This window comes from Streptomyces sp. NPDC050738 (assembly GCF_040654175.1).
Lineage (GTDB): Bacteria > Actinomycetota > Actinomycetes > Streptomycetales > Streptomycetaceae > Streptomyces.
This window is the reverse complement of the sequence record NZ_JBFAHN010000014.1, coordinates 47392-62023: the sequence shown is the minus strand read 5'-3', so window position 1 is coordinate 62023 and position 14632 is coordinate 47392. Positions and strand designations below refer to the sequence as shown.

The following is a 14632-nucleotide window of genomic DNA, read 5'->3' as shown; positions in this document are numbered from 1 at the left end:
CGGGGCCCGGCTGTCGGCCGGAAGGCCCCGCAGGGGATAGTGGAGTACGTGACCGCCGTACCCCCGCCCCGAACCGAAGCCGGCCCCGAAGCCGCTGCCGCCGCCTCCGGCCGCCGCAGCCTCGGCATCGCCCTGCTGCTCGGCGCCATCGGCGCTGCCGTCGTCCTGATGACCTCGGGCCAGACCTGGGCCGAAGGCACGGTCGCGGTCGGCGGCGGAACCGTCCCGCTGAAGGCCACCGGAGGCGACGTCACGGGTCTGCCCACCGCGCTCGCCATCGTCGGCCTGGCCGCCCTGGTCGCGGTCTTCGCCGTACGCAAGGCCGGCCGTCTCCTCGTCTCCGCGCTCCTCGCCCTGAGCGGCGCCGGAGCCGCGGCCGCCGCACTGCTCGGCGTCTCGGACACCTCCGCGCTGGACGAGAAGGCCGCGAAGACCGCGGGCGACACCTCCGCGACCATCGACGCGGTCACCCACACCGCCTGGCCCTACATCACCGCCGCGGGCGCCGTGCTGATCCTCCTCGCCGGCCTCCTCGCCCTGCGCTACGGCAAGCTCTGGCCCGCGATGTCCGGCCGCTACGAACGCGACGGCAGCCCCCGCCCCCGGGCGGCCCGCACCGCACCGGACCCGGAGCGCCCCGAGGAGATCTGGAAGGCGCTCGACCGGGGCGAGGACCCGACGCGCGAAGAGTGACCCCCAACTCACGCCCCGAGGCTCCGTACGGAACAATGGGCGGCGAGCGTTCGACACACAGCAACAACGAGGAGCAACTCATGGCGGGCAGCGCCCACGGACACAACCCGGCCGCCTGGACCGGCGTCATCATCGCCTTCATCGGCTTCTGCGTCTCGGGCGCCTTCATGGTGCTCGCCAACCCGCTCGGGTTCTGGGCCGGGCTCGTCGTCATCGCCCTCGGTGGAGTCGTCGGTCTCGCCATGAAGGCCGCGGGCATGGGCGCGCCGAAGGAGTCCGAGGCCGTGGCCCAGGCCCGGATCCGCGCCAGCGAGCTGCAGACGCGCTGAACCACCGCGCGACAGATCTGAGGCGCAGCCCCGTCCGGGCTGCGCCTTTTCGCGCGAACGGCGACAATCACCAGGTGGAAACAGTGGAGCCTCCCGCAGCGTTCGTCCCCGCCCCGACGCCTGTCCCCGCCTCGCCGGCGCGCCGGCTTCTCACCCCGGTGGGCAGCATCGCCGCCGTCGCGGCGGCTTTCGCGTACGTCGGCTCCGTGAACCCCAACCACCCCGGGCACTACCCCGTCTGCCCGCTGTACGCGGTCACCGGGATCTACTGCCCCGGCTGCGGAGGTCTGCGCAGCGCCTACGCGGTCGCCCACGGCGACCTGGTCACGGCGCTCGGAGACAACGCCCTGGCCGTCGTCGGCTACGGCGTCTTCGCCGTCGTGATGGTGGGCTGGATCGTCCGGGCGGTGCAGAACCGGACCACGCGGATCGCGATCCCCGCACGCTGGTGGTGGGCGATCGGCGGCGTCGCGTTGATCTTCTCCGTTGTCCGGAACCTGCCGTTCGGATCAGCACTCATCCCGTAAATGCCCAGGTAGTGGGACAGGCGTCAACCGGATGCGGGCCCTTCGCCCATCTGCGGATACCATCAGGATGGCTGAACGTCATGGCTGAAGAAGACCCGAAGACAACCACTGGACACCCGTCCACACCGTCCCGGAAGGGGGCCGCTCGCGTGAGTGTGCTCGACGAGATCATCGAAGGCGTACGCGCCGACCTCGCGGAGCGGCAGGCGCGCGTCAGCCTCGACGAGCTCAAGGAGCGCGCCGCGAAGGCGCCCCAGGCCCGGGACGGAGTCGCCGCCCTGCGCGGCGACAGCGTGAAGGTCATCTGCGAGGTCAAGCGCTCCAGCCCCTCCAAGGGTGCGCTGGCCGCGATCGCCGACCCCGCCGCTCTCGCCGCCGACTACGAGGCGGGTGGCGCGGCCGTCATCTCCGTACTGACCGAGGAGCGCCGCTTCGGCGGATCCCTGGCCGACCTGGAGACCGTACGGGCCAAGGTCGACACGCCCATCCTGCGCAAGGACTTCATCGTCACCGCGTACCAGCTGTGGGAGGCACGGGCCTACGGCGCCGACCTCGCGCTGCTGATCGTCGCCGCCCTGGAGCAGGAGGCGCTGGTCTCGCTGATCGAGCGCGCGCACTCCATCGGACTCACCCCGATCGTCGAGGTGCACGACGAGGACGAGGCCGAGCGGGCCGTCGACGCAGGGGCCCGCATCATCGGCGTCAACGCACGCAACCTCAAGGACCTCAAGGTCGACCGGGGCGTCTTCGAGCGCGTCGCGCCCGAGATCCCCAACCACATCGTCAAGGTCGCCGAGTCCGGCGTCCGCGGGCCGCACGACCTGATCGCGTACGCCAATGCCGGCGCGGACGCCGTCCTGGTCGGCGAGTCCCTGGTCACCGGCCGCGACCCGCGTGCCGCCGTCGCCGACCTGGTCGCCGCAGGCGCCCACCCGGCGCTGCGCCACGGACGGGGCTGACCACCACCATGTCCGTCCACGCCCGACTTGCCCGGGGCTGCAAGCCCCGTGGCTGCCGTGCGCCCGCACGGCGGGTGCTCGGGCGGCGTGTGCGCTACCACATCGGCTCGGAGCCGGGTCAGATCAACGGAATGCGATGGCGCTGCGCGCGCTGACCTTGGCACGGCCTCCGGCCGTACTTTGTCAGCAACCCGTGGCCACCTGACAGTTCTGATCCGGGGTTCGCCCCGCTAGGAGCACGCGCATGTCCGAAAGCTTCTTCATTCCCGACCCTGCGGGCCAAGTGCCCAGCGCCGAAGGCTACTTCGGTGACTTCGGCGGCAAGTTCATCCCCGAGGCGCTCGTCGCCGCGGTGGACGAGGTCGCCGTCGAGTACGACAAGGCCAAGGCCGACCCCGCCTTCGTGGCCGAGCTCAACGACCTGATGGTCAACTACACCGGCCGGCCCAGCGCCCTGACCGAAGTGCCGCGGTTCGCCGAACACGCCGGTGGCGGACGGGTGTTCCTCAAGCGCGAGGACCTCAACCACACCGGTTCGCACAAGATCAACAACGTGCTCGGGCAGGCCCTGCTCACCAAGCGCATGGGCAAGACCCGCGTCATCGCCGAGACCGGAGCCGGACAGCACGGCGTCGCCACCGCGACCGCCTGCGCGCTCTTCGGGCTCGAATGCACCATCTACATGGGCGAGATCGACACCGAGCGCCAGGCGCTCAACGTCGCCCGGATGCGGATGCTCGGCGCCGAGGTCATCGCCGTGAAGTCCGGATCCCGGACCCTGAAGGACGCCATCAACGAGGCGTTCCGCGACTGGGTCGCCAACGTGGACCGCACCCACTACCTCTTCGGCACCGTCGCGGGCCCGCACCCCTTCCCCGCCATGGTCCGCGACTTCCACCGCGTCATCGGAGTCGAGGCGCGCCGCCAGATCCTGGAGCGCGCCGGACGGCTGCCCGACGCCGTCGCCGCATGTGTGGGAGGTGGCTCCAATGCCATCGGCCTCTTCCACGCCTTCATCCCGGACGCCGATGTGCGGCTCGTGGGCTTCGAGCCCGCCGGGCACGGCATCGAGACCGGCGAGCACGCGGCCACCCTGTCCGCGGGCGAGCCCGGCATCCTGCACGGCTCGCGCTCGTACGTGCTGCAGGACGAGGAGGGCCAGATCACCGAGCCCTACTCGATCTCGGCGGGGCTCGACTACCCGGGCATCGGACCGGAGCACTCGTATCTGAAGGACATCGGCCGCGGCGAGTACCGCGCGGTCACCGACGACCAGGCCATGCAGGCGCTGCGGCTGCTCTCGCAGACCGAGGGCATCATCCCGGCCATCGAGTCCGCGCACGCGCTCGCCGGCGCCCTGGACCTCGGCAAGGAGCTGGGGAAGGACGGGCTGATGGTCATCAACCTGTCCGGTCGAGGCGACAAGGACATGGACACCGCGGCCCGTTACTTCGGGCTGTACGACGGCGCTTCGGAGGGGGACAAGTGAGCGGCAACGTAGAGCTGTTGGGGCAGGTCCTCGCCAAGGCGAAGTCCGAGGACCGGGCCGCGCTCATCGCGTACCTCCCGGCCGGATTCCCCACCGTCGACGGCGGGATCGCCGCGATCAAGGCCGTCCTCGCTGGCGGCGCCGACGTCGTCGAGGTCGGGCTGCCGCACAGCGACCCGGTGCTCGACGGACCGGTCATCCAGACCGCCGACGACATCGCGCTCAAGGGCGGCGTGAAGATCGCCGACGTGATGCGCACCGTTCGTGAGGCGTACGAGGCCACCGGCGCGCCGATTCTCGTGATGACGTACTGGAATCCGATCGACCGCTACGGCGTCGAGCGCTTCACCGCCGAGCTCGCCGAGGCGGGCGGCGCCGGGTGCATCCTGCCCGACCTGCCCGTCCAGGAGGCGGGCCTGTGGAGGGAGCACGCGGCCAAGCACGGGCTCGCGACCGTCTTCGTCGTCGCGCCCAGCAGCAAGGACGCACGCCTCGCCGAGATCACCGCGGCGGGCTCCGGATTCGTGTACGCCGCCTCGCTGATGGGCGTCACCGGCACCCGCGCCTCGGTGGGCGAGCAGGCCCAGGGCCTGGTCGAGCGGACCCGCGCCACGACCGAACTGCCGGTCTGCGTCGGCCTCGGCGTCTCCAACGCCGCCCAGGCCAAGGAGGTCGCCGCCTTCGCCGACGGAGTCATCGTCGGTACGGCCTTCGTCAAGCAGATGCTGGACGCGGCGGATGACGCCGCGGGTCTGGAAGCCGTACGAGAACTGGCCGGAGAGCTCGCACAGGGCGTACGACGCGGCTGACGCGTGTAGCCCGTACGGGTGGAAATCGGACCGGGGAGGCACGCTCGTGCCTCCCCGGTTCGTTGCTGCGGGTGTGAGCGAGAAGAACCGAGATGGCAAGCGGGCTGCCCGAGAGCAGCTCAAGATCGACCGCGAGAAGCAGAAGGCGGCCGAGAAGCGCAAGCGTGCACTGATCGTCGGGGGCGCGGTGGTCGCGGTGCTCGCGATCGCCGCCGTGATCGGGGTGGTGGTGTCCAACTCCGGCGGCGACGACAGCTCCACGGCGAGCGGCCCGGTCGTCGCGCCCAAGGGGGCGAACGGCAAGGACGATCTCGCGATCCCGGTGGGCGCGAGCGACGCACCGTCCACGCTCACCGTGTGGGAGGACTTCCGCTGCCCGGCCTGCGGCGCGTTCGAGAAGACCTTCCGAGACACCATCCACGAGCTGGAGAGCTCGGGCCAGATGAAGGTCGAGTACCACCTCGCCACCCTCATCGACAGCAACATGCAAGGCAGCGGATCGCTGCGCGCCGCCAACGCGGCGGCCTGCGCACAGGGCGCAGGGAAGTTCCCCGCGTACCACGACGTGCTCTACGAGAACCAGCCCGAGGAGACCAATGACGCCTTCGCCAAGAACAGCTATCTGATCGAGCTCGCGGGGAAGGTGGACGGGCTCGACACCCCGTCCTTCCAGTCCTGTGTGAACGGCGGGACGCACGACAGCTGGGTGAAGAAGTCCAACACGGCCTTCCAGAACAGCGGTTACAGCGGGACGCCGACCGTGCTGCTCAACGGGGACGCGGTCTTCCCGAAGAAGGGCGACGAGGCCATCACCCCGGCCAACCTGAAGAAGTGGGTGGCGGAGGCGAACAAGGGCAAGAAGGCCGGAACGCTCACGCCGAGCCCTGGCACCACGGGCTGACCTCGTTACCCAGCCGTTGCCGGGTGGGTAGTCCGCTCTCCCACCCGGCAAGGTAGCGTCGGCTCTGCCATGAATCTTGCTTATATCCCGAGCCCGTCGACCAGCGTGGTCCATCTTGGACCGATCCCGCTGCGCGGCTACGCGTTCTGCATCATCATCGGTGTCTTCGTTGCCGTCTGGTACGGCAACAAGCGCTGGATCGCCCGGGGCGGCAAAGCCGGCACCGTGGCCGACATCGCCGTCTGGGCGGTGCCCTTCGGCCTGGTGGGCGGGCGGCTCTACCACGTCATCACCGACTACGAGCTGTACTTCAGCGACGGCAAGGACTGGGTCGGCGCCTTCAAGATCTGGCAGGGCGGCCTGGGTATCTGGGGGGCGGTCGCGCTCGGCGCGGTCGGCGCCTGGATCGGCTGCCGCCGCCGCGGCATCCCGCTGCCGGCCTGGGCCGATGCCATGGCCCCCGGCCTGGTCATCGCGCAGGCCATCGGCCGCTGGGGCAACTGGTTCAACCAGGAGCTGTACGGCAAGCCGACCGACCTGCCGTGGGCGCTGAAGATCAGTGAGGGCACCGACCGGGTCGCCGGGACGTACCACCCGACGTTCCTGTACGAGTCGCTCTGGTGCCTCGGCGTCGCCGCGCTGATCGTCTGGGCAGACCGGCGGTTCCGGCTCGGGCACGGGCGGGTCTTCGCGCTGTACGTCGCGACGTACTGCGTCGGGCGCGGCTGGATCGAGTACATGCGGATCGACGACGCGCACCACATCCTGGGTGTGCGGCTCAACGTCTGGACCGCGATCGTCATGTTCGTGCTCGCGGTGACGTACTTCGTCATCTCGTCGAAGCTCCGGCCGGGGCGCGAGGAGATCGTGGAGCCGGATGCGGCCGAGGCCGCCGAGTCCGCTGAGTCCGCGGAGGACGGGGACGCCTCCGACTCCGTCGACCTGGACAAGAAGGCCGAGACCGGGGACAAGCCGGAAGAGGCCGAAGCCGAGGCCGAGCCCGCCGACGAAGAAGCGGCCGCCAAGAAGAGCTGACCGTATCTGTGCAGAGAGGGCCCCGGACCAGTACTGGTCCGGGGCCCTCCGCGTATCGGTGCGTGTGTCAGCGGGGCCGTGACGCCAGTGCGAGCGTGCGCCGCGCGCCCTCGACCACGGCCGCGTCCACGAACCGGCCGTCGGGCAGCGCGAGTGCGCCGCTGTCGGTGGCGGCCGCCTTCACGATCTCCTCCGCCGCCTCCATGTCCTGCTCCGTCGGCAGGAATGCCCGCTCGATCACGGGCAGTTGGCGCGGGTGGATCGCGGTCCTGCCCAGGAAACCGAGCGCCCTGCCCCGGGCGCAGCTCGCGGCCAGGCCCTCCAGGTCGCGCACGTTCGGAAACACCGACTGGGCCGGCGGGGCCAGGCCCGCCGCGCGGGCCGCCACCACGACGCGGCCGCGCGGCCACGCCAGGCCGGTCTCGTCCGCGATCCCCAGGTCGGCGCGCAGGTCCGCCTCGCCCAGGGCAAGGCCGCGTACCGACCGGGTCGCCGTGGCGATCTCGTACGCGTACTCGATGCCCAGCGCGGACTCCAGCAGCGGGTGGAGCGGGAGCTCCGCCGGGGCGTGTGCCGCCCAGGCGGCCACCGCGCGCACCTGGTCCGCGCTGTCCGTCTTGGGCAGCCGCAGCCCCGCCAGGCCCGGGAGGGGTGCGAGGGTGCGGACCTCGTGCTCGGCCAGGGGCCCGTTCAGCGCGTTGATCCGGACATGGACCGGGGACGGGCCCGGTGCACCGGAGGAGAGGAGCTCGGCCGTGGCGTCGAGGGCGTAGGCCTTGCGGTCAGGGGCGACCGCGTCCTCCAGGTCCACCAGCACGACGTCCGCGCCGCTGTGCAGCGCCTTGGCGACCACCTCGGGCCGGTCGCCGGGTACGTACAGCCAGGTCAGGACGGCGCTCATCGGACCGCTCCCGACGCGCGCAGGGCGGCGATGTCCGCGGCCTCCAGGCCCAGGTCCGCCAGGACGTCGTCGGTGTCCGCGCCGTGCGGGCGGCCCGCCCACTTGATGGCACCCGGGGTCTCCGAGAGGCGGAAGAGCACGTTCTGCATACGGATCGTGCCCAGCTCCTCGTCCGGGACCTCGGTGATCGTGCCCAGGGCGCGGTACTGCTCGTCCTCCATGACGTCCCCGATCTCGTAGACCGGGGCGATGGCCGCCTCCGCTTTCTCGAAGGCGGCGACCACCTCCGCGCGGTCGTGCCGGGCGATCCAGGAGGCCACCGCCTCGTCGAGCTCGTCCGCGTGCTGGGCGCGCTGGGCACCCGTCGCGAACCACGGTTCGTCGATGAACTCCGGCCGTCCGACCAGGTGCATGACGCGCTCCGCGATGGACTGCGCCGACGTCGAGACGGCCACCCACTTTCCGTCGCGGGTGCGGTAGGTGTTGCGCGGCGCGTTGTTGTTCGAGCGGTTTCCGGTGCGCGGCTGGACATAGCCGAGCTGGTCGTACCAGATGGGCTGCGGGCCGAGGACCGCGAGCATCGGCTCGATGATCGCCATGTCGACGATCTGGCCCCGGCCGGTCTTGTCCCGGCCCTGGAGCGCGGCCATGACCGCGTACGCGGTGGAGAGCGCCGCGATCGAGTCCGCCAGGCCGAACGGCGGGAGCGTCGGCGGTCCTTCCGGCTCGCCGGTCATCGCCGCGAAGCCGCTCATCGCCTCGGCCAGCGTGCCGAAGCCGGGGCGGCGGGAGTACGGACCGAACTGGCCGAAGCCCGTCACCCGGGCCAGCACCAGGCGCGGGTTCGCCTCGGAGAGCCGGTCCCAGCCCAGGTCCCACTTCTCCAGGGTGCCGGGGCGGAAGTTCTCGATGATCACGTCGGCCTCGGCGGCCAGCTTCAGCAGCACCTCGCGCCCGCCCGCCGAGGACAGATCGAGGGTGATGTTGCGCTTGTTGCGGCCCAGCAGTTTCCACCAGAGGCCCACGCCGTCCTTGCTGGGGCCGTGCCCGCGCGAGGGGTCGGGCTTGCGCGGGTGCTCGACCTTGATGACCTCGGCGCCGAAGTCGCCGAGCATCGTGGCGGCGAGCGGGCCCGCGAAGAGCGTCGCCAGGTCCAGTACGCGCAGGCCCTCCAGGGGGCCCGGCGCGGGGGCGGTCTGCGGTGCGTTGTTCATCAGTTGTTCCTCGCGTACAGCTCGTCGATCTCGGCTCGGGTCGGCATGGAGGCGCTCGCGCCGGGGCGCTGCACGCCCAGCGCCGAGGCGGCCGACGCCCAGGCCATCGCCTCGTGCATCGGGCGGCCCTCACCGGCGGCCACGGCCAGCGCGCCGACGAACGTGTCGCCGGCGGCGGTCGTGTCCACCGCGGCGACTCGCAGCGCGGGAACGACGAAGGGGTCGGTGCCGCGGGCCGCGTACAGGCTGCCCGTGGCGCCGAGCGTGATGACCACCGCGGGGACCTGCTCCAACAGGGCCGCGGCCGCCCGGTGCGGGTCGCTGTGGCCGGTCAGGGTCTCGGCCTCGTGCTCGTTGGGCACCAACAGGTCCGTGAGCGCGAGGAGTTCGGGCGGCAGGGGGCGCGCGGGGGCGGGAGTGAGGAGGGTCCTGACGCCGTGGGCGCGAGCCGCACGGGCCCCTGCGACGACGCCCTCCATGGGCACCTCCAGCTGGAGGAGGAGTGCGCCGGACGCCGCGATGCGGGCCTCGTCGCCGCCGGTGAGCGCGGTGAGAGCGGCGTTGGCGCCGGGGACGACGACGATCGCGTTGCCGCCGTCGTCGTCCACCACGATGTGCGCGATCCCGCTGGGACCCGGGACGGTGCGCAGCCCCGACGTCTCCACGCCGGACTCCGCCAGCGCGGCCCGCAGCCGCGGACCGAAGTCGTCGTCCCCGACGGCTCCGATCATGGTGACCGCGCCGCCCGCACGGGCGGCGGCGACGGCCTGGTTGGCGCCCTTGCCGCCGGGCACCGTACGGAACTCCCGGCCCGCGACGGTCTCGCCGCGCCGGGGCGCGGCCGCCACGTACGCGACCAGGTCCATGTTGGTGGAGCCCAGGACGGTCAGTGCGGGTGTCATGCCGGGCGTCCCTCTTCTCGTACGCGGTCCTGCACATGGGCCAGGGTGCGCTCCGCGAGCGCGTCGAAGCCGATGCCGTCCATGCCGCCGACCGTGGTGGCCAGCCGGTTCTTCAACGGCGCGGTCCAGCGTGCGGGTACGGCCTGCGGCGAACCGGCCAGCAGGCCGGAGATGCTGCCGGCGGTCGCGCCGTTGGAGTCGGTGTCCCAACCTCCGGACACCGCACGGCAGATGGAGCCGGTGAAGTCGCCGCCGGCGTGGGTGAGGGCCGCGGCCAGCAGGGCCGCGTTGGGCAGGACATGCACCCAGTGGTGGTCGCCGTACGCGGTGTGGAGCTCGTCCACGACCGTCTCGAAACCGGCGGCCGTGCCGAGCGGTTCGGCCGCGGCCCGCTCGATCCCGAAGCGCACCGCGGCGGCGAACCGGGAGCGCGGCGGGACGACGGAGAGGCCGCTGCGCAGACAGGCGTGGACGTCCTCGGTGCCGGTGGCCGCCGCGGCGATCACCGCCGCCGCGAACATCTCGCCGTACACGCCGTTCGCCGTGTGCGTCAGCACCGCGTCCCGCCAGGCCGCTTCGGCGGCCGCCGCCGGATCGCCCGGGTGCGTCCAGCCGAAGATGTCGGCACGGATCTGTGCGCCGATCCACTCACGGAAGGGATTGCGGTACGAGGCGGTGTCCGGCGGCTCGATCCCGTCGAGCAGATTGCGGTACGCGACCCGCTCGGCGGTGAAGGTCCGGCCCGCGGGGAGTTCGTCCAGCCATAGCTGAGCCACGTCGGCGGTGCTGAAGCCGTGCCCGTACCGGTCGAGCAACAGCAGCCCGAGCAGCGGGTAGTTGAGGTCGTCGTCCTCGGGCGCACCGTCGATGTTCTCGGCCAGCGAGGTCGGGCGCGAACGCCGGTTCCACGGGTGCGCGGCGGCCACCTCGGGGTCGAGACCGGCCTCGGTGAACCAGGTGTCGAGCGGCCAGTTGCCGGTGGAGCGGGCGATCGCCCGGATGCCGGACAGCGTCAGCTTCTCCACCGGCTTGCCCAGGACGCAGCCCGCGGCCCGGCCCAGCCAGGATGCCTCGAGGCCGGCGCGCAGCGCGTCCCGGCCGGGGACAGCCCCCGACGGGGCGGGCCAGGCAGGGCAGGAGGCGCGGATCGCGTCCAGGTCCGTCGGCTCGTCCGGCGCCAACGGTGAGGCGACAGCGGCCAGTTCGTCCAGGATCTCCTCGGCGAGCCGGCGCAGCCCGGGCGGCGTGGGGCCGGCGGAAGCGCCCGCGCGCTCCGGGGCCAGATGGCCGCCCGCCGCCGTCCAGCGGCTGGTCGCCGCCTCGACGGGCCGGCAGTCCTGGGCGGCCTGGCGCAGTTCGTGTCCGACCAGGTCCTCGGGCTGGACCCAGGTCAGGCGCAGGGCACGCGCGGTCACCGGGCACCCGCGATCGCGCCGAACAGCGCCTCGTGCTCGCGGCGGCGCTCCAGGTCGCGGGCGAACACCTCGCGGGTGACGGCGGACAGGGCCGCGGCCGGGGCGTGCAGGTCGAGGCGGCTGGCGGTGGCCACGGTCTGCGCCCACTCGCCGGGGACCGCGCTCTCGCCGTACAGTGCACCGATGATCGCGGCGCTCATCGTCGCGATGGAGTCGCAGTCGCGGCCGTAGTTGACCGAGCCGAGCACGCTCTCGCGGAAGTCGCCGCGACCGGCCAGCAGCATGCCGAGTGCGACGGGCAGCTCCTCGATCGCGTGCAGGCGCGAGGGGCGGCGGGCGCCCAGCGACGGCTTGCGGTACTCGGGGCCGACCGTGTCGAAGGGGGCCACGGCCTCGCGCAGCGGCTTGAGCGCGGACTCGTAGCCGTCATGGCGTACGGCGACCTCGCAGACCGCCTCGATCGCGGAACGCGTGCCGTCCTTGGCGAGCGCCAGAGCGTCCTCGACGACCGACTCGGGCGTGGCGCCCGGCTTGCAGGCCGAGGCGACGGCGGCGGCGAACACGGCCGCGGCCTCGCGCCCGTAACTCGACTGGTGCGCACCGGCGACGTCCAGCGCCTCGGCGTAAGCGGCCCCGGGATTACCCGCGTTGACCAGGCCGACCGGCGCCATGTACATGGCCGCACCGCAGTTGACGATGTTGCCGACTCCGGCCTCGCGCGGGTCGATGTGCCCGTAGTGCAGCCGTGCGACGATCCACTTCTCGGCCAGGAAGATGCGCTGCAACGGCAGCGCCTCGGCCTCCAGTTCGGGGATCCAGCGCGGTACGCCCATCAGGTCGGGCACCAGGTGGTCGGCCACCGCGTACGCGTCCAGGTGGTCGCGGACCTTGTCGTAGACCCGGATCAGGGCGTGCGTCATCAGGGTGTCGTCGGTGACGTGTCCGTCGCCCTTGTGGTACGGCGCGATCGGCCGCGCCGTGCGCCACTCGTCCTTGTAGAACGGCTCCACGATGCCCTGGACACGTCCGCCGTGCCGCTCGCTGATCGCCTCGGGGGTCCAGCCTTCGACCGGGCCGCCGAGTGCGTCTCCGACGGCCGCGCCGATCAGGGCGCCGTTGGTGCGGTCCTCGAGGGTCGGGGTGGGGGCGGTCATGAGCGGGTTCCTTCCGGGGATACGGGCAGGGGGGAGTTGGCGGTGAGCCGGGCGGCGACCTCGACGAGGTCGGTGCCCGCGAGCTGCGGCAGCGCGCAGCCGACGAGGGTGCGGCAGCTGTCGCGCCAGGTGGCGGGCAGTGCGTCGCCGCCGCCTATGGCGCCGGTCAGCGCGCCGGCCAGGGCCGGGGCGGAGTCGGCGACGCGGGCCAGGCAGGCGGCGGAGGGGACGGCCTCGGCCAGGGCGCCGCCCGAGGCGAGCGCCATGGCGAGGGCGACCGGCACCGTCTCGGCGGCGGCGATCCCGTAGCTGTAGACGTGGTCGACGATCTCGTGCTCCAGGACGGGCACGAGCGCGAACGCGCCGCCCGCCGTACGCGCCAACCGCACGGCGTGCAGGGCGTTGCGGCGGATCTCGCTGCCCTCGGGGAGCTGGGCGAGAGCCTCTTCCACACAGGTCTCGACGGACGCGCCGCCGAGCGCGGCGGCCACGGCCGCGGCCATGGCGCGGGCACCGTGCACCCCGTCGCCGTCCTGGGTGTAGCGGGCGTCGAACTCGGCGAGGTCGGCGGCCGCGGCGGGATCACCGGGGTGGACCACGGCGAGCAGGGTGGCGCGTACGCACGCGGCGTCGTCGAAGTGGTGCGGGTTGTCGTGACCGGTGGCCGGCGGACGCATCCCCGCGGCCAGGTTGCCCAGACCGGCGCGCACCGAGATACGGGCACGCAGCGGCATCAGCGCCGACTCGATCTCGTCCGCCTGCGCGGACGCGGCGGCCACGTCGTCGGCGAGGCCGAGCCAGGCCATCGACAGCGCGGCGCGCACCCGCTGATGGGGCGGCAGATCACTGTCTCCGGAGCTCGCCGCCGACAGGATCGCCTGAGCTGTGAACGTCGCCCACTCGGCGTCGTCGGAGGGGCCGAGCTGCAGCGGGGCGGGCGGCTGGTTCAGCGCGATGGGCACCGGGAGCGTGGTCGTCGCGTTCTGCTCGGCGAAGGTGTCGAGCTCACGGGTGAGCCGGCGCGTCCAGTCGGGCAGCAGCGCGGCACGGTGGCGTCCCGCCGGCCAGCCGGCGGCATCGCCCGCGGCGATCCCGAGCAGCAGCCCTTCGATACGGCGGTGCGGGTCGGAGCCGGCCCGGACGGAGACGGGGTCGGTGGTCTGTGTCGTCACGAGGCGGCCTTGCTGTGGTCGTGGTGCGGTACGAGGCGGTCGGCGAGGTCGAGGATCCGGCGTCCGGCCATGGAGGGCAGGCAGCTTCCGCGTACGGGACCGATCGCCTGCGCCCAGTGCGCCGGGATCCCCGAAGCGCCGCCGAGTGCACCGGCCAGGGAGCCTGCGACGGCCGCGGTGGTGTCGGCGTCGCGGCCCATGTTGACGGCGGCCAGCACCGAAGCCCTGAAGTCGCCGCGGGCCGCGACGAAGGCGCCGAATGCCAGTCCGACGGCCTCGGGGGCCAGATCGGTCCACGGGTATCCGCCGATCACCACGGCCGAGCGCACCGCGTGTTCGACGGAGGCGGTCGACGCGTCCGCGCTCTGCGAGGCCCGGCGTGCGGCGCTCACCGCGCGGTGCAGCGAACGCGCGGTCCAGGAGTCCTCGGGGACCACGGAGAGCGCTGCCTGCACCACGGCGTCCGGGCTGTCGCCGACCATGGCGGCGGCGACACCGGCGGCGACCGCCTGGCCGCCGTAGATGCCCTCGCCCTCGTGGCTGACTGTTCCGTCGATGGCCACCAGCCTGGCCGCTTCGGCGGGCCGACCGGTGGCGTACACGCCGAACGGGGCGGCCCGCATGGCGAGTCCGTCGCTCCAGGCGTGCCGGTGCTGGGCGGAGATCGGGGCGGCGAGACCCCGGCGGAGGTTCTCCAGCGTGCCGCGCTCACTGAACCCGGCGCCGCGGAACGGGCCTTCGTCGATGTCGGCGATCCAGGTGTGCCAGGCCTTCTCGACGTGGGAGACGGTGAGCCGGGAGCCGTGCTCCGCGAGGAGCAGCCCCGAGAAGATCGCGTACTCGGTGTCGTCGGTCCCCGCCGGTTCCGCCGAGACGAAGTCCTCGATGCGCCCCCAGCGTTCCCGTATCTGAGACGGCGTCATGTTCTCCGCGGGCGCGCCCAGGGCATCGCCCACGGCGAGTCCGAGGAGCGCGCCGCAGGCGCGGTCCCGCAGCGAGCGAGGGGCGTCGCCCTGCTGGGGACGGAGCAGGGTCACGGTCGGCCCGGGTTCTGCGGGGGAGGGGTCGGGGCTGCCACTCATGGTGCTGATCGTGCTCATTTCTAGGGTTGAGCCGGTGTGCTGACGCCCGG

The 14632-nt window shown here is 72.6% G+C and carries 15 protein-coding genes; 8 read left to right on the top strand and 7 right to left on the bottom strand.

Annotated elements, in window-relative coordinates; all coding sequences use genetic code 11:
• Positions 1-39 precede the first annotated feature (39 nt).
• From AB0H78_RS29415 to lgt, 8 genes are all read left to right on the top strand, one after another.
• Positions 40-693, top strand: a complete 654-nt coding sequence (locus AB0H78_RS29415) for a TIGR02234 family membrane protein (RefSeq protein ID WP_363237675.1) — start codon at positions 40-42, stop codon at positions 691-693.
• An 80-nt stretch (positions 694-773) separates the two neighbouring features.
• Positions 774-1022, top strand: coding sequence for an HGxxPAAW family protein (locus AB0H78_RS29410; RefSeq protein WP_363237804.1), 249 nt, complete (start codon positions 774-776; stop codon positions 1020-1022).
• 83 nt (positions 1023-1105) lie between these two features.
• Positions 1106-1549, top strand: a complete 444-nt coding sequence (locus AB0H78_RS29405; RefSeq protein ID WP_363237803.1) for a DUF2752 domain-containing protein — start codon at positions 1106-1108, stop codon at positions 1547-1549.
• Between the two features lie 149 nt (positions 1550-1698).
• Positions 1699-2508, top strand: coding sequence for an indole-3-glycerol phosphate synthase TrpC (gene trpC / locus AB0H78_RS29400; protein WP_363237674.1), 810 nt, complete (start codon positions 1699-1701; stop codon positions 2506-2508).
• Between the two features lie 244 nt (positions 2509-2752).
• On the top strand, positions 2753-3997 hold the full coding sequence (trpB, locus tag AB0H78_RS29395) for a tryptophan synthase subunit beta (protein ID WP_363237673.1): 1245 nt from the start codon (positions 2753-2755) through the stop codon (positions 3995-3997).
• Positions 3994-4806 (top strand): tryptophan synthase subunit alpha, encoded by an 813-nt coding sequence (trpA, locus tag AB0H78_RS29390; RefSeq protein WP_363237672.1) that lies wholly within the window; start codon positions 3994-3996, stop codon positions 4804-4806. Before trpB ends, trpA begins: the two co-directional genes overlap by 4 nt.
• Before the next feature lie 73 nt (positions 4807-4879).
• Positions 4880-5707: a thioredoxin domain-containing protein gene (locus tag AB0H78_RS29385; protein WP_363237671.1), complete on the top strand. Its 828-nt coding sequence runs from the start codon at positions 4880-4882 to the stop codon at positions 5705-5707.
• Between the two features lie 69 nt (positions 5708-5776).
• Complete coding sequence (gene lgt, locus AB0H78_RS29380; protein WP_363237670.1) at positions 5777-6742, top strand: prolipoprotein diacylglyceryl transferase; 966 nt, start codon at positions 5777-5779, stop codon at positions 6740-6742.
• Positions 6743-6809: 67 nt separating this feature from the next.
• Here the strand turns inward: lgt and AB0H78_RS29375 are convergent, their stop codons facing one another.
• Genes AB0H78_RS29375 through AB0H78_RS29345 form a run of 7 tightly spaced genes read right to left on the bottom strand, consistent with a single transcriptional unit; the run spans position 6810 to position 14582 of the window.
• Positions 6810-7643 (bottom strand): CoA ester lyase, encoded by an 834-nt coding sequence (locus AB0H78_RS29375; RefSeq protein ID WP_363237669.1) that lies wholly within the window; start codon positions 7641-7643, stop codon positions 6810-6812.
• On the bottom strand, positions 7640-8857 hold the full coding sequence (locus tag AB0H78_RS29370) for a CoA transferase (protein WP_363237668.1): 1218 nt from the start codon (positions 8855-8857) through the stop codon (positions 7640-7642). The genes AB0H78_RS29375 and AB0H78_RS29370 overlap by 4 nt, the downstream gene beginning before the upstream one ends.
• Positions 8857-9759, bottom strand: coding sequence for a ribokinase (rbsK, locus tag AB0H78_RS29365; RefSeq protein WP_363237667.1), 903 nt, complete (start codon positions 9757-9759; stop codon positions 8857-8859). The genes AB0H78_RS29370 and rbsK overlap by 1 nt, the downstream gene beginning before the upstream one ends.
• Positions 9756-11174 carry an ADP-ribosylglycohydrolase family protein gene (locus tag AB0H78_RS29360; protein ID WP_363237666.1) on the bottom strand — a complete coding sequence of 473 codons (1419 nt, stop codon included), beginning with the start codon at positions 11172-11174 and terminating at the stop codon, positions 9756-9758. The genes rbsK and AB0H78_RS29360 overlap by 4 nt, the downstream gene beginning before the upstream one ends.
• Positions 11171-12328 carry an ADP-ribosylglycohydrolase family protein gene (locus AB0H78_RS29355; protein WP_363237665.1) on the bottom strand — a complete coding sequence of 386 codons (1158 nt, stop codon included), beginning with the start codon at positions 12326-12328 and terminating at the stop codon, positions 11171-11173. The genes AB0H78_RS29360 and AB0H78_RS29355 overlap by 4 nt, the downstream gene beginning before the upstream one ends.
• Positions 12325-13500: an ADP-ribosylglycohydrolase family protein gene (locus AB0H78_RS29350; RefSeq protein WP_363237664.1), complete on the bottom strand. Its 1176-nt coding sequence runs from the start codon at positions 13498-13500 to the stop codon at positions 12325-12327. The genes AB0H78_RS29355 and AB0H78_RS29350 overlap by 4 nt, the downstream gene beginning before the upstream one ends.
• Complete coding sequence (locus tag AB0H78_RS29345) at positions 13497-14582, bottom strand: ADP-ribosylglycohydrolase family protein (RefSeq protein ID WP_363237663.1); 1086 nt, start codon at positions 14580-14582, stop codon at positions 13497-13499. The genes AB0H78_RS29350 and AB0H78_RS29345 overlap by 4 nt, the downstream gene beginning before the upstream one ends.
• Positions 14583-14632 lie beyond the last annotated feature (50 nt).

Coding starts and splice junctions, on each gene's coding strand:
- AB0H78_RS29410 (WP_363237804.1), top strand. CDS start 774: ATGGCGGGCAGCGCCCACGGACACAACCCGGCCGCCTGGACCGGCGTC.
- trpB (WP_363237673.1), top strand. CDS start 2,753: ATGTCCGAAAGCTTCTTCATTCCCGACCCTGCGGGCCAAGTGCCCAGC.
- lgt (WP_363237670.1), top strand. CDS start 5,777: ATGAATCTTGCTTATATCCCGAGCCCGTCGACCAGCGTGGTCCATCTT.
- AB0H78_RS29375 (WP_363237669.1), bottom strand. CDS start 7,643: ATGAGCGCCGTCCTGACCTGGCTGTACGTACCCGGCGACCGGCCCGAG.
- AB0H78_RS29370 (WP_363237668.1), bottom strand. CDS start 8,857: ATGAACAACGCACCGCAGACCGCCCCCGCGCCGGGCCCCCTGGAGGGC.
- rbsK (WP_363237667.1), bottom strand. CDS start 9,759: ATGACACCCGCACTGACCGTCCTGGGCTCCACCAACATGGACCTGGTC.
- AB0H78_RS29355 (WP_363237665.1), bottom strand. CDS start 12,328: ATGACCGCCCCCACCCCGACCCTCGAGGACCGCACCAACGGCGCCCTG.
- AB0H78_RS29345 (WP_363237663.1), bottom strand. CDS start 14,582: ATGAGTGGCAGCCCCGACCCCTCCCCCGCAGAACCCGGGCCGACCGTG.